Raw genomic sequence first — 18,895 nt, forward strand, 5'->3', positions numbered from 1 at the left:
ACACATAGGCTTAAGGCATGATCCGTCAGACGTACTCGTGGTTGTTTAAAACGTTCATTTATCGCATCGATCCTGAGATGGCTCATCATTTGGGTATTACTGCCATTGAACATGCAGGAAAGTGTGCACTTACTCGCGGTTTAATGCGAGCGACGATCGGTCACTTTGACGATATCGATGTTGATTCGCTTCCAGAGCGACGCAAGGTTTACATTGGCAGGCGTCTTGTACGTCACCGCCTGGGTCTTGCAGCAGGAATGGACAAAGATGCGTGTGCGGTTCTTGGACTGACTGCTTTGGGCTTCGGATTCGTCGAGGTCGGTACGATCACCCCGAAGGGCCAACCTGGCAATGAGGGACCTCGCTTGTGGCGTCTGATGGAATCTCAGGGTCTTCGTAATCGCATGGGATTCAACAACGAAGGTGCCGATGCTGCGGGTGAGCGCTTGAAGAAACTGCGTTCAACAAAAGCGGGTCGCAACGCGATTGTTGGTGCCAATATTGGGAAAAACAAGGTAACTCCCGCCGAAGAGGCCCCGGCAGATTACGAATACTGCGCTCGCAAGCTTTCACCGTGGGTTGATTTTGTGATCGTCAATGTGTCTTCTCCGAACACTCCGGGGCTTCGCGATCTTCAATCCGTTGATTCGCTTCGTCTGATCCTGCAGGCAGCCCGAAAAGGTTGCGAGGAAGCCACGGACCGTCCGATTCCTCTGTTCGTCAAGATTGCTCCCGATCTGGCTGATGAAGATATCGTCGACATCTGTGCGCTCACGCGCGAACTGGGTGTGGCTGGTGTAGTCGCCACGAACACGACCATCAACCACGATCTGGGTGATGGTGGTGTATCCGGAGCTCCATTGCGTGAGCGTGCCCTGGACGTTGTACGCCTTGTTGCCTCGAACCTCGATGATGAGCAGATCCTGATCGGAGCCGGCGGAATCTTCACTTCGAACGATGCGCGCGCCATGCTGAGTGCAGGTGCCGATCTTGTCGAAGCCTTCACCGCGTTCATCTACGAGGGGCCATCATGGCCGGGTGAAGTGAACAGGGAATTGGCGAAGGTGCGTCCGTGATTATTCCTCTTCAATCGGCTGATCTTGACCAAGATCCTCGTCTGGCCGATTACACGAAGCTGAAAGACGTCAAGCTTCGTGCCGCTCTTGAACCCGAACGCGGACTCTACATGGCAGAGTCAACGAACGTGATTATGCGTGCCCTAGAAATCGGTCATCATCCGCGGTCATTCCTTATGGCTGAAAAATGGATGAGTGATCTTGCTCCGCTGATCGAGAAGGCAACGGGGTCGCCCGACGGGGCAGACATCCCGATTTTCATGGCGGACGAGGCTCTTTTAGAAACCATCACCGGTTTTCATCTGCATCGAGGCGCATTGGCAGCGATGCAACGCCCGGTCTTGGAGTCAGTCAGTGATCTTTTGAAAACTGCCCGTAACGGTGAGCCAGCACGTCGCATCGTCATTCTTGAAGACCTCGTTGATCACACGAATGTCGGTGCAGCTTTCCGGTCCGCGGCCGCTCTTGGCGTCGATGCCGTTCTGGTGACGCCCAGTTGCGCTGACCCGCTCTATCGGCGATCGGTTCGAGTCTCAATGGGCACGGTCTTTCAAGTGCCGTGGACTCGCATGGAAAAGTGGCCCGCAATGGATGAACTGCACGATGCTGGCTTCCACGTTGCAGCACTCGCACTGTCTGACGACTCAGTCAGCTTGGACGAGTTTGTTGAATCCGATGCCTGCACCGTGCCAGACGCCAAGATCGCGATGGTCATGGGAACAGAAGGCGACGGATTGAAACCGCGCACTATCGCGAACGCCGACACCGTTGTGCGTATTCCAATGGCTGGGGGAGTCGACTCGCTGAACGTCGCAGCAGCCTCCGCAGTCGTATTCTGGGCAACTCGCCATGTCGGCCAGGTGGCCTCGTAAAACACGAACGAGGAACCACCATACGCAATCGGCGAAGTGGCAGAAGCGATACTAAAAAGTCGAGGCCAGCGGGCGTGACCTCGACTTTTAAGCGGAAGTAACCGGGTTACTTGATCTTCTTTTTACCCGGGAATTCACCACGCGCAACCTGCGGACGAGGGCTACGCCAACGGCGAGCCATGATCATGCGCGAGAAGCAGTAGTACCACGAACGCGCTGCAATCTGATCGTTCGGGTAGCGCTCGCCGATGCGACGCTTCAGCGTGCGCCACACAACAACGCCTTCGATGATTGAGATCAGGAATAGGCCGTAGAGCGCGACAGTCACCGAGATCATCATGATGCTTGTGACGTTAGCTGGAAGCGAACGGATCAGGGAAACCCCCATCATCGCGATCAGGAAGATCACCATCACGGGAAGAAGGAACTCAGAGAACGACCAGCGTGCATCGACGTAATCGCGGATGAAACGACGCACGCGACCCTTGTCTCGGACGGGCAGGTAGCGTTCGTCGCCGGTCTCCAATGCCATCTGCTCACGCTTGAACTGCGCATCGCGCTGGGCACGTGCCTGACGCTTTGCTTCCTTACGATCAGCGGGAACCAGCGGGTGAGAATTACGCGCCTGAGCGTCCTTCCTCTTCGGAGTGGGACGTCCCTTCTTGCCGGTCGTTTCGTTCTGCTTTTCGGCTTCGGACACCTGTAATCCCCTTTGAATGCCAGTGATGGGTGCATGAAATACGTACACAGGCTAACTGATGAAAGCGCCAAAGGCTCATTTCGTCCAGTAATGTAAGAGTCATGTCTGAAACATCTGCACTCGCGCCGTCGCGAGATGAACTCAATTCTTTGCTCGATTCCTCCTTCGATTCTTTCCTTGATGAATTGAAGACTTTGGTTGCAATTCCTTCGGTTTCTTCCGATCCTGCGCACCAGGAAGACCTGACTCGTAGCGCCGCACACGTGTGTGAGCGCTTCGCATCGCTTGGTTTTGACGCCGAGGTTCTTCGCGTCACCACGCCCGAAGGCGTGGAAGGTAAGCCCGCCATCGTGGCGACCAGCCCGAAGGTTGAGGGCGCACCGACGGTTCTGCTTTACGCCCACCACGATGTTCAGCCGACCGGCGATGTGTCCCGCTGGGCATCTGACCCGTTTGTTGCCGAGGTTCGCGGGGATCGCATCTACGGTCGAGGCACCTCGGATGACGGTGCCGGCGTCATCGTTCACTTCGGTGCGATGTCGCTGTTGAAGGATCGCCTGCCGGTGAATGTTGTTGTCTTTATCGAAGGCGAAGAAGAAATCGGTTCCCCGTCGTTTACGACCTTCCTTGAAACCCACAAGGACAAGCTGAAGGCTGACGTCATCGTCGTCGCCGACTCCGATAACTGGAAGGTCGGCGAGCCCGCCGTCACCTCGACCCTGCGTGGCAACTCCGTGTGCACCGTCGACCTGACTGTCGCTGACCACGCGGTTCACTCCGGTATGTTCGGTGGCCCGATGCTGGACTCGGTGACCTGCGCTGCCATGCTTATCTCGTCCCTGTACGACGAGAAGGGCGATCTGGTTGTCGAGGGTCTTGGTGGCTCCGATAAGGCTGACGTGGATTGGCCAGAAGATGAGTTCCGCGCAGCGGCTGGCCTGCTTGACGGCGTTCAGCTTGCCGGTAGTGGCGATCTGGCCGCCCGCGTGTGGACCAAGCCCAGCGTTTCCGTCATCGGTTTTGACGCGTGCCCCGTGTCGAACTCGTCGAATACGATAGCTCCGCACACTCGCTTCCGCCTGTCGATGCGCGTCGTCCCGGGCAAGGATCCGGTTGAGGCCATGGATCGTCTTATCGAGCACCTCGAGTCGCACGCACCGTTCGGCGCCCACCTTGAGATCACCCGCAACGAAGCCGGAAACGGCTACCAAGCGGATATGGATTCACCCGTCACGAAGCTTCTGCACGAGGCCCTGTCGGATGCGTGGGGCGTGAAGTCTGTAAACATTGGTGTGGGTGGCTCGATCCCGTTCATCACCGACTTCCAGCGCCTGTTCCCTCACGCTCAGGTGGTCGTGACCGGCGTTGAGGATCCGCTCACGAACGCGCACTCCGAAGACGAGTCGCAGTCGATCCCGGACCTGCGTGCAGCGATTCTTGCTGAAGCACTGCTCCTGACGCGTCTGCCCCAACTGTGAGTTCAACACTGGTCATCGCCGGGCACTGGACCGGCGGTGACCCCGCATACCCGTCAACGCTGGCTGCTTTACATGCCTGCGCTGACGGGTTTAGCGCGCGCAAACCCGACTGGAATATTCGCCTTGTTCCTTTTGGAGCTGGCGTTGCCTTCACCGAAGCACTCGCGCAAGCGCAGGCCACCGGCTGGGCACCGATCGTCGTTCCCATCCACGAAGAATCCACGTTCGACGCGGGCCAGCGCACGCTCGATGCCCTTGACGGCGGGCTCACCCCGCTTATTGAAGGCGCCCATTCGATTGACGTTGACTGCGGATTCGGGTTTTTGAGCGCCCTATCCAACGTCGATTTGAGCGATGGTCCGGATCTTGAAGACCGGCTGCGACGTGCGCTCGATACTGCCCGCGCCACAATCGCCGGTCGTGATGTGGTGGTCGCGGCCTCGTCGATGAGGCCACTGCTGGGACTGTCATCCGTGCTGGCGCTCGGCGTCGACCTTGAGGCGCGCACATCGCAAAACCTTCAGCTCACTTCGATGCTGACCCGTGTTCTTTCAACGAAAGAGAAGCGTAACCTTTTGGCATCCCCCACGGGGGACGAGGCCGCTCCCACCAACTGGGGCACGGCTCCCGGATCCGGTGCAGCCGGTGGAATCGGCGCGATTGTCGGTGCACTGGGGGGACGAATTGTTCCCACCGGCCAATTCTTGCGTGCCATTTGCGACCTTGATTCTGCGCTCGCAGATGCGAACCTCGTCATCGTCGCCGAACCGCGCTTACATTCACCGTCGCTCGCTGACGCATCACTGGATGTGATCACGGACGTGGCAGGGCTTTACGCTTTACCGGTCGTGGCACTCGCAGCCGAATCATCACTTGCCGCGCACGAACGTGCCCAGTGGGGTCTGCATGGGCAATTCCTTACCGATGGGGCGCTCACCCTGGGTGAAGCTGGAGAACGAATCGCGCGCACGTGGGCGCGATAGTCGGTTAGTTTTCTCACCCGTAGCGTCCACGCGCGCCCCTGCCGTGGCACAACGCGACGAACGCACGTACTCTAAACAATTGTTAATGAGTTTTTTCAAACGAATGGAGCATCATGTCTGACACCGGCATCGAAGCACCCGCACACGAAGTGACGTTGACGGACGTTGCAGTAACCAAGGTGAAGAGCCTGCTCGAACAGGAAGGTCGCGACGACCTTCGCCTGCGCATCGCCGTTCAGCCCGGTGGGTGCTCCGGCCTGATCTACCAGCTCTACTTCGATGACCGTTTGCTCGACGGCGACGCCGTGCGCGACTTCGACGGTGTTGAGGTTGTCGTCGACCGCATGTCGGTTCCGTACCTCACCGGTGCAACGATCGACTTCGCAGACTCGATCGAACGTCAGGGCTTCACCATCGACAACCCGAACGCGCAGAACACCTGCGCATGTGGTGAATCCTTCCACTGAGCCGAAAGCAAACATGAAGATTATGCATAAGGTGGCCGCAGCCGTCCTCACCATCACCGTTTCCCTTGGTCTAGTAGCGTGTGGTTCTACTGACGCCCCGCAGTCTGCCTCACCCCAATCGGGCACATCAATCCCCGAGGTTGAACGTGACGGCGACTTCAACTTCCCGGCAACAACGGGCGGATACGGTGAAGACACTGAAATCTCCGCCGGCGAAGGCGACGCTCCGACCGACAAGGTCTACGTCAAGACCCTCGTTCAAGGTGACGGCGCTGAAGTTCAGCTCACCGACACCGTCTACGTCAACTACGAGCTCGCTCTCTGGGACGGCACCAAGGTTGAGTCCTCCTTCGAAACCGGTAAGCCGATCGCTTTCGCTCTGAACCGGGTGATCCCCGGATGGACCTACGGCCTGGCGACCCAGCACGTTGGCGACCGCGTTGAGCTGGTTGTTCCCGCAACCTGGGCGTACGGAGACAAAGATTCCGCATCGATTCCCGCCAACTCCACGCTGATTTTCGTTGTCGACCTGCTTGATTCCACATCGAACGTTTCTATTGATGAGGAAAGCCTGAAGAACGCTACCGCTACCGGTAACGAACTGCCCGCCGGCATCAGCGTTGAAGGCGCCCCAGCGGTCGAACCTACTCTGTCCTTCACCGAAGGAAGCGCTGCCCCCACCGAAGACGCATCGATTGATATCTACACCGGTATCGGTGAGACCATCGAAGACGGCGACATTGTTCTCTATCGCGGTTTGGCTGCCCCGTTCGGTGATGCCTCTCAGATCCAGTCGACGTGGTCTGACACCACAAACAAGTACACCGCAGATGCCGCCGACCTGAAGGTGGTAGGGAAGACTGTTGGTACTCGTTTCCTGTACATCGCCGGTGCAAGCGCAGCTGCTCAGCAGTCTGCCCAGTCCGGTGCTCAGTCGGACTCAACGCAGACGATCACCCCGAAGGTTTTCGTTCTGGACGTTATCGGAGTGATGAAGGCACACCGATAGTCTGACGCAACTCGTTTGAGTGGGCGGTTCACCAAGCGGTGGATCGCCCACTAGCGCATACAATAGACCCGGTTAAAAATTTCGAGGCCGTACAGGCATCCAACCATTGGGAGAAGATCGTGAGCGAAATGACCGCACGCATCCTGGTTTTTAGCGCCGACATTGATAAGCGCCATGCTGTTGTCAACGGTGTTGGTATCCGTGCTGCGAAGGATCTGCCGACCATCGAATGGTCCGAAGCTGCAACCCCCTTCGGCACCAAGGAACTGGTGGAAAACAACGATTTCGATCTTCTGATCCTCGATGCTGAAACCACCAAGGAAGGTGGTATGTCCGTCGCTCAGGAACTGAAGAACACGGTAGAGAAAGTTCCGCCGATCATCTTCCTGACCGCACGCCAGCAGGATTCCTGGCTTGCTACCTGGGCGGGCGCTGCGGCAACTATTTCGGATCCCCTTGATCCGATCGAGCTGCAGGAAACCGTTGCAGACCTTCTGCGCAAAGCGCGCCAGTGAGTCAATCTTTCGAATGGGCTCGACTGATCGCCGACATCATCTCGGGTAAGGACCTGGATTACGACAGCTCCTACTGGATGATGGACCAGGTGATGAGTGGTGAGCTTGGCGAATCACGCCTGGCATCCTTCCTGACCGCTATGGTCATCAAAAAGCCAACGGTGTCCGAGATCCGTGGTCTTGCCGACGCTATGCAGGACCACGCGGTCAGCGTTGACCTGCCCACCGACGCTCTTGATATTGTCGGTACGGGTGGTGACGGCTACAAGACCGTCAACATTTCGACCATGTCAGCAATCGTTCTGGCCTCCCTTGGTACTCCGCTGATCAAGCACGGTAACCGCGCCTCGACCTCCCAGTCGGGGAGTGCCGACGTGATGGAAGCCTTGGGTGTGAACCTGAACCACGAGACCGAGCACATGCGCGAGATCTTCGATGAACTGAACATCGCGTTCCTATTCGCGAACAAGGTTCACCCGTCGATGCGTTTTGCCGCTCCAGTTCGTCGTTCCTTGGCGTTCCCGACAGCATTCAATATTCTTGGCCCGCTGACGAACCCCGCGAAGGTGACCTCGAACGCGATCGGCTCGTCGAATCCGACGAATGCTCGCCTGATGGCCGGCGTTCTTGCTGATCGTGGCGCGTCTGCTCTGGTGTTCCGAGGCAAGGAAACCGGCTTGGATGAACTCTCTACGGTTGACGTGAATGAGATCTGGGAGATCCGCGACGGCGAAGTCACTCATAGCGAGTTCGACCCGACCGAACACTTCGACATGGATCCTGCAGCAATCGGAGACCTTCGCGGTGGCGACCCAGACGATAACGCTGTTGTCGTCCGAGAAATCCTGCTCGGCGGTGGCCGAAAGGCTGTTCGTGACGCGGTTGCGCTGAACACCGCGGGTGGTTTGATCGCATACGGCAAGGCTCAGGGCGTGCGTCCTGGCGATGGCTCGCTGGTCGAGCGTTTCGGCGTTGGTATCCAGATGGCACGCGATGCCATGAATGATGGTCGTGCCATGAATCTGCTGAACCGCTGGATCGAACTCGCGTCAGCCTGAGTTGTGCTCATCGTGCACCTTGGTGCGATGAAGAATGTACGAGGCCGGGCGGACAATATCAGGTGTCCGCCCGGTTTTTCGGTTCTGTCGCCTTACCTTGTGGCTTTGTTAAAGGGAAAGCTCAATGATGTGCCTCGTACCCCGACGTGCTAGTAGGCACTCAACTCTTCGCCTGGCGTCGACAAGAGAGCAATATCGTCGCTGCTGGTCACTCCCATGTCTTCGAGTATGCGCGTAAGCCCGTCCAGTACATGCAACGTCATGTAGGAATCAGCCAAAGCACGGTGTGCTTCCACTACGGGAGCATCGAAATAATCGGCTAGAGCACCCAGGCGATGACTGGGAACCTCAGGCTTTGGAAGCAGAATCCTGGCAAGAGTCAACGTGTCGAAATAGGGCAAAGGTCGCCATTTAAGACCTGTCTGCTGGCATGCTCTCAGCAGGAAACCGCGATCGAAAGGAACGTGCTGAGCAACGAAAACCTGCGCGGGCTCACCGTCGTCGATCCACGTCAAGAACTGGGGGAGGACCTGGTCAACAGTCGGAGCGCCCTCCACGTCTTCATCGGTAATACCTGTCAAAGTCGTGACGATTTCAGGGATAGGACGCAGTGGGTTCACCATCGACTGGAAAGTAGAAAGTACCTGGCCACCGTGGACTTTAAGCGCACCAATTTCGGTGATCTGGTCATCGTTGCCAAGCCCCGTCGTCTCAAGATCAACGACAACGTACGTCGTATCAGCAAAAGACAGCCCACTGATTATGGGTGATGCGCCGTCGCGTATCTGACGTGCTTGGCTCAGACACGTGCGCACCTGTGCAACGATATTCGCACGCCTGTCCGTTGAATCTGAGATAGCGTCGTTGCCTGCCAACATATCGCGTGAAGTGGGCATAGAGTTAAGCATAGTTCGTGTTTTCACCTTCGAACCTCGTGGAGGGGCCGTGGCGTTCTACCAAGCATTGAAGGCAACCGGAAGTCCGATCCTGAAGGCGGCATACAAGCCGTGGATTCGTGGCAAAGAGAATATCCCGACCTCCGGGCCGGCAATTCTTGCCTCAAACCACAACGCGGTGTGGGATTCTGTCTTCCTGCCAATGATGCTCGACCGTGAGGTCGTCTTCATGGGTAAGGCCGACTACTTTACGGGTACCGGTGCAAAAGGCTGGGTCACGAAGGAATTCATGCGCGCCGTTGGCACAATTCCCGTTGATCGTTCGGGCGGTCGCGCATCCGAAGGTGCTTTGAAGGCCGGTCTTGACCGCCTCGCCAGCGGTGAACTCTTCGGCATCTACCCCGAAGGAACCCGTTCGCCCGACGGTCGTCTCTACCGCGGTAAAACGGGTGTTGCTCGACTTGCCCTGCTGTCCGGAGCCCCAGTTATTCCCGTCGCGATGATCGGCACGCACGCTGCTCAACCGATCGGCCAGAAAATCCCGTCGCGTACCAACATTGGCATGGTCATCGGCGAACCCCTGGATTTCTCCCGTTACAAGGGTCTCCACAAGGATCGCTTCGTCCTGCGCGCCATCACGGACGAAATCATGTACAACCTGATGCTGCTCTCGGGTCAGGAATACGTTGACCTTTATGCAGCAGACGTGAAGGCGAAGCTTGCCGCCGACGGAAAGTTCGACGGCCCGGTTCCCACGAATGGTCGACCCGGCCCCGGCGGGCGTACCGCTCCGATCGTCGAGGTACCTCATCGCCCCGAAGAAGAATCCAGAGAAACGGATCCTCATATGGGTGAAAACGCAGAATAAATGCGTGTGCACGCCCGTCCATGGGACGGGCGACCCCCATACCAACTCCACTGTGGCTTTAAACTAGTGGTGTTTGAGGTGCGTGTCGTCCGACCGCACTTGTTCCAACGCTGAAAGGTGTTTCCATGTCGGTTCGTCGCGTCGCTCTGCTCACCGCCGGTGGCTTCGCTCCGTGTCTTTCTTCCGCTGTTGGTGGCCTCATTGAGCGCTACAACGAAATCGATCCTTCGATCGAGATTATCGCGTACCAGAACGGCTACCACGGTCTGCTGACCGGCAACTTCGTCGTCGTTGACGAAGAAGCTCGTAAGCATGCTGGCGTCCTTCACCGCTTCGGTGGCTCCCCGATCGGTAACTCGCGCGTCAAGCTGACCAATGCGAAGAACCTCGTCGAGCGTGGCCTTGTCGCCGAAGGTGAAAACCCGCTTGAAAAGGCTGCTGAGCAGCTCCGTAAGGATGGCGTTGACGTCCTGCACACCATCGGTGGTGACGACACCAACACCACGGCTGCAGATCTTGCTGCCTATCTCGAAGAACATGACTACCACCTGACGGTCGTCGGCCTGCCCAAGACGATCGACAACGACGTTGTGCCGATCCGTCAGTCCCTGGGTGCATGGACCGCCGCTGAAGAAGTCTCCGAGTATGCACAGAACGTCATCGGCGAGCACCGCTCCAACCCCCGCATGCTGATCATCCATGAAATCATGGGTCGGCACTGCGGTTGGCTGACCGCTGCTGGTTCGCTTGAGTACCACAACTGGCTGAAGACCCAGGAATGGGTTCCCTCCATCGGCCTGTCGCAGGAACGCTGGGACATCCACGCTGTCTTCCTGCCCGAAATGGCACTCGACATCGACGCCGAGGCCAAGCGCCTCAAGGCCATCATGGATGAGCAGGGCAACGTCAACATCTTCCTCTCCGAGGGTGCAGGCGTTCCTGAGATCATCGCTGAAATGGAAGCAGCTGGCGTTGAGGTCCAACGCGATCCCTTCGGCCACGTCAAGCTCGACACCATCAACCCCGGCCAGTGGTTCGCCAAGCAGTTCGCATCCAAGATTGACGCTGAGAAGGTCATGGTCCAGAAGTCGGGCTACTTCTCACGTTCTTCGCGTGCAAACGCTGAGGACCTGCGCCTGATCAAGTCCATGACTGATCTTGCTGTCGAATGCGCTCTCAAGGGCGAATCCGGCGTTATCGGCCACGATGAAGAAAACGGTGACCGCCTGACCGCAATCGCCTTCCCGCGTATTGCCGGTGGCAAGCCTTTCGATATTTCTCAGAAGTGGTTCCTCGACATGATGGCCGAGATCGGCCAGGAAGTGAAGCCCGCTGCACAGTGAGTTTTCCTATGAATCCCGGTCGCGGCACGCCACGGTTCGCACAGTACCCGGCGTGCCGCGACCCGGAGAATCTCGTAGCTCCAGAAGCCGGTACGGACGCGCCGTGGGACTCATGGCGTAGCCGTGAAGCCCTGCAACAACCGACTTACCCGGATGCGCAGGCAGTCGAAGACGTAACAACAGCCTTGCGTCGCCAGCCACCGCTTGTGTTTGCTGGTGAAGTGGACGATCTGCGGACCTGGTTGGGAGTTGCGGGACGCGGTGAAGCCTTCGTCCTCACGGGTGGAGACTGCGCCGAAACCTTCGCAGAATCCACCGCTGATCACCTGCGTCTAAAGATTCAGGCGCTTCTTCAGATGGCGGTTGTCCTGACATACGGTGCTTCGCTTCCCGTTGTGAAGATTGGTCGTATCGCCGGACAATATGCGAAACCGCGTTCTTCCGACATGGAGACCCGCGACGGCGTGACTCTTCCGTCGTACCGAGGAGACGCGGTGAATTCCTACGAGTTCACGCCCGAAGCGCGTATCCCGGATCCGGATCGTCTTCTTCAGACGTACCACCATGCTGCGTCGACGCTGAATCTGATTCGCGCCTTCACGAAGGGTGGTTACGCTGACCTGCGCATGGTTCACCACTGGAACCGTGGTTTTACGCAGAACCCCGCATACGCACGCTACGAGTCGTTGGCTGAAGAGATCCACCGCGCCGTCCAATTCATGCAGGCCGCCGGTGTTGACTTTGATTCACTGCGTGACGTTGATCTGTATTCGTCGCACGAGGCACTTCTGCTTGAATATGAGTCAGCAATGACGCGTATCGACTCGCGTAACGGCTTGCCCTATGACACATCTGGTCACTTCTTGTGGGTAGGGGAACGTACACGTGATCTTGAAGGTGCTCATATTGAGCTTCTTGCACGTGTGCGTAACCCGATCGGCGTCAAGGTTGGTCCTACAACGACCCCCGACGATCTGCTTGGATTGATGGATCGATTGAATCCCGAAGGGGAAGAAGGACGTCTGACATTCATCACTCGCATGGGTGCAGGTACGATTCTTGAAAATCTTCCTCCGTTGCTGAGCGCTGCGAAGGCTGACGGTCGCCCCGTCACCTGGATTACCGATCCCATGCACGGCAATACGATCACCTCGTCGACCGGATACAAGACGCGTCGCTTTGAAACGATCATGGAGGAAGTGAAAGGCTTCTTCGATGCCCATGATGAAGCAGGAACCGTCCCGGGTGGCATCCATGTTGAACTGACCGGTGACGATGTCACCGAAGTTATTGGTGGTTCAGCAAAGCTTGACGATGAGTCGCTTCAGAAGCGCTACGAGACCCTGGTGGATCCACGTTTGAACCACCAGCAGTCGCTAGAAATGGCATTCCAAGTCGCAGAGTATTTGCGTCGCGATCTCTAAATCTTAGTCCCGATACAACAAGGCCGTGCCCGCACAAGCATCGTATTGCTTGGCGGGCGCGGCCTTGTTCTGGTGGCTTTGGTCGTGTGTGGCGATGGTGTGGGGGTTGCGTGGAGCGGACCCCATTTTTGGGCGCTTTCCTGGTTGTGTTCGTGTTCTTGGACGGGGGCGTGGTGTGACGTGGCGGAGTTTGTCGAAGTATGGGTGTCGGGCGTTGGAGTGACACCGTCAACGCTTCTGCCAGCTGTAGTGAGAGCCACAGTGGAAGCTGTATCGGTAGAAGCTCTATGCAGAGCTATCGACTACACGATGAAGAGGGTGACCGTCGATCCCTTTTTCACAACCGTGCCAGCACCGGGATCTGTGTAACGCGCGGTCCCGAAGAAGCCACCGAGCACGCGTTGAACCGTGACATTCAGGCCGGCAGCTTCCAAGATTCGTTTCGCTTCAGCTTCCTGCTTACCCGTAATGGAGGGGACTTCAACTGTTTCTGGCCCCTTGGAAACGACATATTCGACCTTGTCGCCCTTATAGAGAGTCGTGCCAGCTGCTGTTGTCTGAGAAATCAAGGAGCCTTCGGCGACAGTGTCCGAGTACTCTTCACTTGGCGACGCGACCAATCCCAGTGCCTCGATCGCAGCCTGAGCATCAGCGCTACTCATCGCCATGAGGTCCGGAACCGTCAGTGGTTCTCGACCCTTCGAGACAACAACATCGATTTTCGTATCGTGGGGGATCGACGTATCGGGATCCAAGGACTGAGAAATGACGATATCCTTGGCAACCTCTTCCGAATACTCTTCGTTGATTGTGCCCACGGCTAAACCAGCATCGGTGAGCACAGTCTCAATCTCAGATTTGTTCTTTCCAACAAGATCGGGCACAGCTCGCATATCGATGCCTTTGGAGGTTGTTACGCGAACCTCTGCGTTCTTGTGAACAGGCTGCCCGCCACCGGGATCAGAAGAAATGACGATACCGGATTGGACGGTGTCAGAGAACGCTTCCTCTTCAATCACTCCAAGCCCAAGAGCTGCGAGCTCTGACTTCACGGCCTGTGAGGAACGCCCAGCTGTTTGAGGCATGGTCAAGTATGAGCCGGGGCCATACTCGTTCCACCACCACCAGCCACCTACACCACCGATGATAGAGACGAAGGCAATGATGGCCAGGAACTTGCCGATGAACGAACGGCGATTCTTTTTTGGAGAATGCATCGCTCCTTGCACTCCAGCGGCCTGGACAACAGTGCGGGACGTGGAATGACCATTCGGGGGAAGTGAAGACGTCACACCCAGATGCTCCCAAGTGGCAGTTTCTCCCGCAGAAGAGGCAACCTTTGGTGCAACGTCGGCTCGACGAGCAAGGATTTCTTCCGGCAGTCCACTTTCGACGCGAGCGAGGAGCTCAAGTGCTTCACCGGCGTCTGTTGGTCGCTCATCAGGATTCGTTGCAGCTAACGCTGAAATAAAGTCATCAATTTCGCGAGGCAACCAGCTGACCAGAGCCGACGGCATCGGAATGGGATCATTCACATGATGCGTAGCAATCTGGATAGCATTTTCGCCTTCCCACGGCACTGAACCCGTGAGCATTTCAAACGCCATGATGCCAACGGCGTAAAGGTCGGTGCGCTGATCAACGTCGTGTGACAGGGCAACTTCCGGAGCAATGTAGGCCACGGTTCCCAGCATTGAACCAGTGGTCGAAAGTGACACTTCAGAGGCCGCGCGTGCTAAACCAAAATCGGTCACGCGAGCAGGCGGATCTGCGGGAACAAGGACGTTTTCTGGCTTGATGTCGCGGTGGATCACACCAACACGATGAGCGGCTCGGAGTGCGTCAAGAACGTCGTGAACGTAGGACAGTGTTTGCCCAACGGTAAAAGAACCTTGCTCGTTTAAGACAGTGCGAAGGGTCGGTCCGTCGATGAGTTCCATGACCAAGAATCCCTGACCAGCAACAACACCCTGATCGAAAACCGAGACGACACCGGGGTGAATGATGCGGGCAGCGGATCGCGCTTCGCGACGGAAACGAGCAACGTAATCCTGTGACTGGGCAAGATGCGGATGCATGATCTTCAAAGCAACCGGGCGCTCCAAGCGTTCGTCTTGTGCCACGTACACGGTTGCCATTCCGCCGCGAGCCAGCAGGCGGATGACGCGATAGCGCGAGTCAATAAGCATTCCTAGAAGCGGATCAATCTGGTCGCTCGTAGGGGATGAAAGATCGTTGGGCTCGGGTGATTCAGGTGCAACACGATGCCCTGGTAGGGTCTGCAGGCGTTCAGTCGGCTGCGAACCAGCGTCAGGGGTGCGTCGGTCTGAATCAAAATCGGTCACGTTCGGATTGTATTAGAGGGGCGCCGTAGTGGGCGTACGCAAGACGGCGCGCCATGTGAGTTCGTGCGCTCAGTGCCTCGAGACGAGGCCGGGGGAGCGTTTGACGGCTAGGCTGAGAACATGACCCAGAATGTGGAAACTATTTCGTTTGAAGAAGCCGGTCGTCTGTTGGGCGTCGAAGAACGCCGGATCAAGCAGTTTGTGCGTGATCATGTTTTGTTTGCCGTGAAGGGCGAGAGCGGAAAGCCTGCGATTCCTCGCGAAATCATTGTCTTAGGTGCAAACGGCTGGGAGCCACTGTTCAGCCTTCCTGGCACGCTGACGCTTCTGGAGGACGACGGTTTTACGCCCGAAGAAGCGGCTGCTTGGTTGTACACCGTTCAAGACGAACTCGGTGAAACGCCCATGGAAGCCCTGTTGAAGGGGCGCCACCACAAGGTCAATTCAATCGCCTCAACTCTGGCGTTCTGAGATTATTCCGACCCGCGCTTGAACAAAGAACGAGGCTCGCCATGTGCGTTGCCTCGTTCTTTTCATTATCACAGAAGGCAAATCTGAACGCGTAAGGTGACTGGTTACGCCGTACGGGCGGTGATGATCTCAGCCAACTCGGTCAGATCGCGACGCTGATCTTCAGTGAATGGATAGGCGTCAAAACCGCGATGGCCTTCCTTCACTAGAGAATCGATCAGCGACTCGTGGGCGCGTCGACCGCGTTCTTCAATAATCGTCGCGCACTGGGCAATCGCTTCATCCGAAGCATCCTCGTCGCCGAGCACTCCGAGCAGAGTGCGACGTTCGTCTACAGTCGCATGAGACCACGCCAAAGAAAGCAATACGGTTCGCTTGCCCTCACGCAGATCATCGCCGGCAGGCTTGCCCGTGGTTGCCGGGTCGCCGAAGATCCCCAGATCGTCATCGCGAAGCTGGAAAGCGATACCCCACGGAGTGAGGATGGAGTCCAACGCCTGGATCAGCTCGGGTGAACCACCGCCGACAATCGCCCCGAGAATCGCCGGGTGGACGATCGAATAATGCGCGCTCTTGTGGAGGACAACCTCCATGACATCCTCGACGCTGATGGCAACGTTATCTTCGACGTCCAACGGAAGATTTTCTGCTCGGATATCAAGGTATTGCCCCAAGCCCACTTCCGCGTGCATCGTCGTAAAACGCTGCATGAGCAAGAAGGCGCGCTCTGGGGCCAACAGCGAGCACTGAGAATTGACTGCGGCCTGGGCGGCGGAGAACAGCAGGTCACCGACAAGAACGGCGCCGGCGGCACCGAATGCGGTTGCAGACCCTTCCCAGCCCCTATCGCGATGAATCTCAGCAAGGCGAACATGGGGAGTGGGGGCTCCGCGACGGGTAACAGCATGGTCAATGAGATCGTCGTGCGCCAATGCTGAGGCCTGGTAGAGCTCAAGGCCGGCTGCCAACGCCGAAAGGTCAAGATCCGGATCATCCAGCGGACGTTGCAAGGCCAACGAAGCCCCGAAATATGCCAGAAGTCCGCGGAAACGCTTGCCTGACTGGATCGAGGCGACGCAGGTCTGAGTAAATTCATCCGAGACTCGTGACGTGCCGATTTCATCCATCAACGCGATCAGATGATCGTGAGTCGCATTGTCGATGGTGGGGCGGAGTTCGGCGAACCGTGCGGTAAGTGTTTCCATAGGTCACACTGTAGCGTGACACGTGTAAATGTGGTGCTGGTCATTATTGTTTCGCCTTTGGTGAGCTACATCATTAAAAATAGGGGTTGACAGGTGAGTTCATCAGGAAAATTTGCACTATCGGACTATAATTAAAAGTAGGTTTTCAGCGCCCGAATCGGCGCGAAGAAGTCCCCATTTTCTGCGAAAGGGATAGGTGTGGCCGGATCGAGCACTACCAAGGGGTCCAAGACTACTTCCAAGGCCAGCAGGGTTGACGAAACAGTAGAGGTAGAAAAGACCGCACCAGCAACGAAGAAGCGTGCTTCGAAGGCTGCGACTCAAAAGGCTACAGGCGAAGCTACCAAGGCTCCCGCAAAGAAGACCGCGCTCCGCACGGCGAAGAAGACTACGGAAGCTGGCGACGTCGCTCCCGAAGAGAAGCCTGCTCAGAAAACGACTCGACGTACCGTGAAGAAGGTCGCCGACGAAACTGCAAAGGCTTCGTCTGAAGCTGAAGCCACCAAGGCTCCTGCAAAGAAGACCAAGCGTCGCACCACGAAGAAGGCGACCGCTGAAGCCGCTTCTAGTGATGCTCCTACAACCGACGCGCAGGCTCCGCTTACCCAGGAAGAGCCCGCAAAACCGGCAAAGAAGACGACTCGTCGCACCACGAAGAAGGACGGCGAATCTGCCGAGGTTCAAGAAGACAAGTCCACGAAGAAGGCAACTCGTCGCACGACCAAGAAGACCGTCGAGGGTGCAGAGACCCAAGAAGGTAAGCCCGCGAAGAAAGCTACGCGTCGTACCAAGAAGGTTGCAGAGGCTACAGAGGCTCAAGAAGACAAGCCTGCAAAGAAGACGACTCGTCGCAAGAAGAAGGACGAGCCCAAGGTCGAAGAACCGGCAATTGAAGAGTCTGAAGAAGAGACTGAAGACGATATCGACGATGCTGATATCGATCTGAACGACGAAGAAGAACTCGACGATACTGAAGACACAGATGGCGACGATACGTCAGATGATGAAGAGGAATCTGAAGACGAATCTGAAGAGGAAGATGAAGAGTCCAAGCCTAAGCCGTCAGTCGTTGAGGTAACAACGTCGAAGGCAAAGACGAAGGGGAGTTTCGTCGTTTCCGACTCCGACGAGTCCGATGAGCCCGTCCAGCAGGTGACCGTCGCGGGCGCAACCGCGGACCCGGTCAAGGACTACCTCAAGCAGATCGGCAAGGTTTCGCTGCTGAACGCAGAGCAGGAAGTTGACCTTGCCCGCCGTATTGAAGCTGGCCTCTACGCTGAATACAAGCTGAAGAACGAAGCCGATTCGATGACGGCGAAGGAACGTCGTGAGCTGCACTTCATGGCATCCGACGGTCAGCTGGCGAAAAATCACCTGCTGGAAGCAAACCTGCGTCTGGTCGTTTCGCTGGCTAAGCGTTACACGGGTCGTGGCATGCAGTTCCTGGATCTGATCCAGGAAGGTAACCTCGGTCTGATTCGTGCAGTTGAGAAGTTCGACTACACGAAGGGCTACAAGTTCTCCACCTACGCAACCTGGTGGATTCGTCAGGCGATCACGCGTGCAATGGCTGACCAGGCTCGCACGATCCGTATTCCTGTCCACATGGTTGAGGTCATCAACAAGCTCGCTCGCGTCCAGCGCCAGATGCTTCAGGATCTTGGTCGTGAACCCACGCCGGAAGAACTGGCGAAGGAACTCGACATGACGCCCGAAAAGGTCGTCGAGGTTCAGAAGTACGGTCGCGAACCGATCTCGCTTCACACTCCGCTGGGTGAAGATGGCGATTCTGAGTTCGGCGACCTGATCGAAGACTCTGAAGCAATCGTTCCCGCCGACGCTGTGTCGTTCACGCTTCTTCAAGAACAGCTCCACAACGTGCTCGACACCCTGTCGGAGCGTGAAGCTGGCGTTGTGTCGATGCGTTTCGGTCTGGGCGATGGTCAGCCGAAGACCCTGGATGAGATCGGCAAGGTCTATGGCGTGACGCGCGAGCGTATTCGTCAGATCGAGTCGAAGACGATGTCGAAGTTGCGTCACCCGTCGCGTAGCCAGGTGCTTCGCGATTACCTCGACTGATCACCTCGCGTTTGTCTTATCTCAGTAACGTTGCGGTGAGTCATCTCATGGTCACGAAACGATGAAGTCACTAAGTGTGAGGTGGCGGGCGGGCTCGAACAGTTAG

Annotated in this window: 17 protein-coding genes; 13 read left to right on the forward strand and 4 right to left on the reverse strand. The window is 57.0% G+C overall.

Features of this window, described 5'->3' with window-relative positions; all coding sequences use genetic code 11:
- Positions 1-17 precede the first annotated feature (17 nt).
- Together QP381_RS00085 and QP381_RS00090 are read left to right on the forward strand one after the other, a co-directional pair.
- Positions 18-1,076: a quinone-dependent dihydroorotate dehydrogenase gene (locus QP381_RS00085; RefSeq protein ID WP_006681205.1), complete on the forward strand. Its 1,059-nt coding sequence runs from the start codon at positions 18-20 to the stop codon at positions 1,074-1,076.
- A complete protein-coding gene (locus QP381_RS00090; RefSeq protein ID WP_006681204.1) occupies positions 1,073-1,948 on the forward strand; it encodes a TrmH family RNA methyltransferase in 876 nt (291 codons plus the stop codon). The genes QP381_RS00085 and QP381_RS00090 overlap by 4 nt, the downstream gene beginning before the upstream one ends.
- A 106-nt stretch (positions 1,949-2,054) precedes the next feature.
- Here the strand turns inward: QP381_RS00090 and QP381_RS00095 are convergent, their stop codons facing one another.
- The gene (locus QP381_RS00095; RefSeq protein WP_006681203.1) at positions 2,055-2,648 is read right to left on the reverse strand and encodes a DUF3043 domain-containing protein; all 594 of its coding nucleotides are present in this window, start codon (positions 2,646-2,648) and stop codon (positions 2,055-2,057) included.
- A 101-nt stretch (positions 2,649-2,749) separates the two neighbouring features.
- Here QP381_RS00095 and QP381_RS00100 point away from each other — a divergent pair, with 101 nt between their 5' ends.
- From QP381_RS00100 to trpD, 6 genes are all read left to right on the forward strand, one after another.
- A complete protein-coding gene (locus tag QP381_RS00100; RefSeq protein ID WP_006681202.1) occupies positions 2,750-4,126 on the forward strand; it encodes a M20/M25/M40 family metallo-hydrolase in 1,377 nt (458 codons plus the stop codon).
- On the forward strand, positions 4,123-5,109 hold the full coding sequence (locus tag QP381_RS00105) for a glycerate kinase (protein ID WP_285067314.1): 987 nt from the start codon (positions 4,123-4,125) through the stop codon (positions 5,107-5,109). The genes QP381_RS00100 and QP381_RS00105 overlap by 4 nt, the downstream gene beginning before the upstream one ends.
- Before the next feature lie 113 nt (positions 5,110-5,222).
- A complete protein-coding gene (gene erpA / locus QP381_RS00110) occupies positions 5,223-5,576 on the forward strand; it encodes an iron-sulfur cluster insertion protein ErpA (protein WP_285067315.1) in 354 nt (117 codons plus the stop codon).
- Between the two features lie 13 nt (positions 5,577-5,589).
- Positions 5,590-6,585: an FKBP-type peptidyl-prolyl cis-trans isomerase gene (locus QP381_RS00115; protein ID WP_285067316.1), complete on the forward strand. Its 996-nt coding sequence runs from the start codon at positions 5,590-5,592 to the stop codon at positions 6,583-6,585.
- Positions 6,586-6,704: 119 nt separating this feature from the next.
- Positions 6,705-7,100 carry a response regulator gene (locus QP381_RS00120; RefSeq protein ID WP_006681198.1) on the forward strand — a complete coding sequence of 132 codons (396 nt, stop codon included), beginning with the start codon at positions 6,705-6,707 and terminating at the stop codon, positions 7,098-7,100.
- A complete protein-coding gene (gene trpD, locus QP381_RS00125; RefSeq protein WP_179369719.1) occupies positions 7,097-8,158 on the forward strand; it encodes an anthranilate phosphoribosyltransferase in 1,062 nt (353 codons plus the stop codon). Before QP381_RS00120 ends, trpD begins: the two co-directional genes overlap by 4 nt.
- 149 nt (positions 8,159-8,307) lie before the next feature.
- Here trpD and QP381_RS00130 read toward each other — a convergent pair whose 3' ends face one another.
- Positions 8,308-9,054, reverse strand: coding sequence for a 3'-5' exonuclease (locus tag QP381_RS00130; protein WP_285067317.1), 747 nt, complete (start codon positions 9,052-9,054; stop codon positions 8,308-8,310).
- Between the two features lie 49 nt (positions 9,055-9,103).
- Here QP381_RS00130 and QP381_RS00135 point away from each other — a divergent pair, with 49 nt between their 5' ends.
- From QP381_RS00135 to QP381_RS00145, 3 genes are all read left to right on the forward strand, one after another.
- Complete coding sequence (locus QP381_RS00135; RefSeq protein ID WP_006681195.1) at positions 9,104-9,922, forward strand: lysophospholipid acyltransferase family protein; 819 nt, start codon at positions 9,104-9,106, stop codon at positions 9,920-9,922.
- Between the two features lie 125 nt (positions 9,923-10,047).
- Positions 10,048-11,265, forward strand: coding sequence for a pyrophosphate--fructose-6-phosphate 1-phosphotransferase (locus QP381_RS00140; protein ID WP_103631887.1), 1,218 nt, complete (start codon positions 10,048-10,050; stop codon positions 11,263-11,265).
- An 8-nt stretch (positions 11,266-11,273) separates the two neighbouring features.
- Positions 11,274-12,689: a class II 3-deoxy-7-phosphoheptulonate synthase gene (locus QP381_RS00145; protein WP_179369715.1), complete on the forward strand. Its 1,416-nt coding sequence runs from the start codon at positions 11,274-11,276 to the stop codon at positions 12,687-12,689.
- A 302-nt stretch (positions 12,690-12,991) separates the two neighbouring features.
- On the opposite strand, the gene pknB is transcribed toward QP381_RS00145, so the two are convergent.
- On the reverse strand, positions 12,992-15,034 hold the full coding sequence (gene pknB / locus QP381_RS00150; protein ID WP_285067319.1) for a Stk1 family PASTA domain-containing Ser/Thr kinase: 2,043 nt from the start codon (positions 15,032-15,034) through the stop codon (positions 12,992-12,994).
- 120 nt (positions 15,035-15,154) lie between these two features.
- Here pknB and QP381_RS00155 point away from each other — a divergent pair, with 120 nt between their 5' ends.
- Positions 15,155-15,505: an Rv2175c family DNA-binding protein gene (locus QP381_RS00155; RefSeq protein WP_006681191.1), complete on the forward strand. Its 351-nt coding sequence runs from the start codon at positions 15,155-15,157 to the stop codon at positions 15,503-15,505.
- Positions 15,506-15,609: 104 nt separating this feature from the next.
- On the opposite strand, the gene QP381_RS00160 is transcribed toward QP381_RS00155, so the two are convergent.
- Entirely contained in the window at positions 15,610-16,710 is a 1,101-nt protein-coding gene (locus QP381_RS00160) for a polyprenyl synthetase family protein (protein ID WP_285067320.1), read from the reverse strand.
- Positions 16,711-16,908: 198 nt separating this feature from the next.
- Here QP381_RS00160 and QP381_RS00165 point away from each other — a divergent pair, with 198 nt between their 5' ends.
- Positions 16,909-18,789 (forward strand): RNA polymerase sigma factor, encoded by a 1,881-nt coding sequence (locus tag QP381_RS00165; RefSeq protein ID WP_285067321.1) that lies wholly within the window; start codon positions 16,909-16,911, stop codon positions 18,787-18,789.
- Positions 18,790-18,895 lie beyond the last annotated feature (106 nt).

The sequence above is a fragment of the Pauljensenia sp. UMB6358 genome (assembly GCF_030216865.1).
Classification (GTDB): Bacteria; Actinomycetota; Actinomycetes; order Actinomycetales; family Actinomycetaceae; genus Pauljensenia; species Pauljensenia turicensis_A.

Bases quoted from the DNA above. Each gene is read 5' to 3' on its own strand.
- QP381_RS00085 (WP_006681205.1), top strand. From the start codon at position 18: ATGATCCGTCAGACGTACTCGTGGTTGTTTAAAACGTTCATTTATCGC.
- QP381_RS00100 (WP_006681202.1), top strand. From the start codon at position 2,750: ATGTCTGAAACATCTGCACTCGCGCCGTCGCGAGATGAACTCAATTCT.
- erpA (WP_285067315.1), top strand. From the start codon at position 5,223: ATGTCTGACACCGGCATCGAAGCACCCGCACACGAAGTGACGTTGACG.
- QP381_RS00115 (WP_285067316.1), top strand. From the start codon at position 5,590: ATGAAGATTATGCATAAGGTGGCCGCAGCCGTCCTCACCATCACCGTT.
- QP381_RS00130 (WP_285067317.1), bottom strand. From the start codon at position 9,054: ATGCCCACTTCACGCGATATGTTGGCAGGCAACGACGCTATCTCAGAT.
- QP381_RS00140 (WP_103631887.1), top strand. From the start codon at position 10,048: ATGTCGGTTCGTCGCGTCGCTCTGCTCACCGCCGGTGGCTTCGCTCCG.
- QP381_RS00145 (WP_179369715.1), top strand. From the start codon at position 11,274: ATGAATCCCGGTCGCGGCACGCCACGGTTCGCACAGTACCCGGCGTGC.
- QP381_RS00155 (WP_006681191.1), top strand. From the start codon at position 15,155: ATGACCCAGAATGTGGAAACTATTTCGTTTGAAGAAGCCGGTCGTCTG.
- QP381_RS00160 (WP_285067320.1), bottom strand. From the start codon at position 16,710: ATGGAAACACTTACCGCACGGTTCGCCGAACTCCGCCCCACCATCGAC.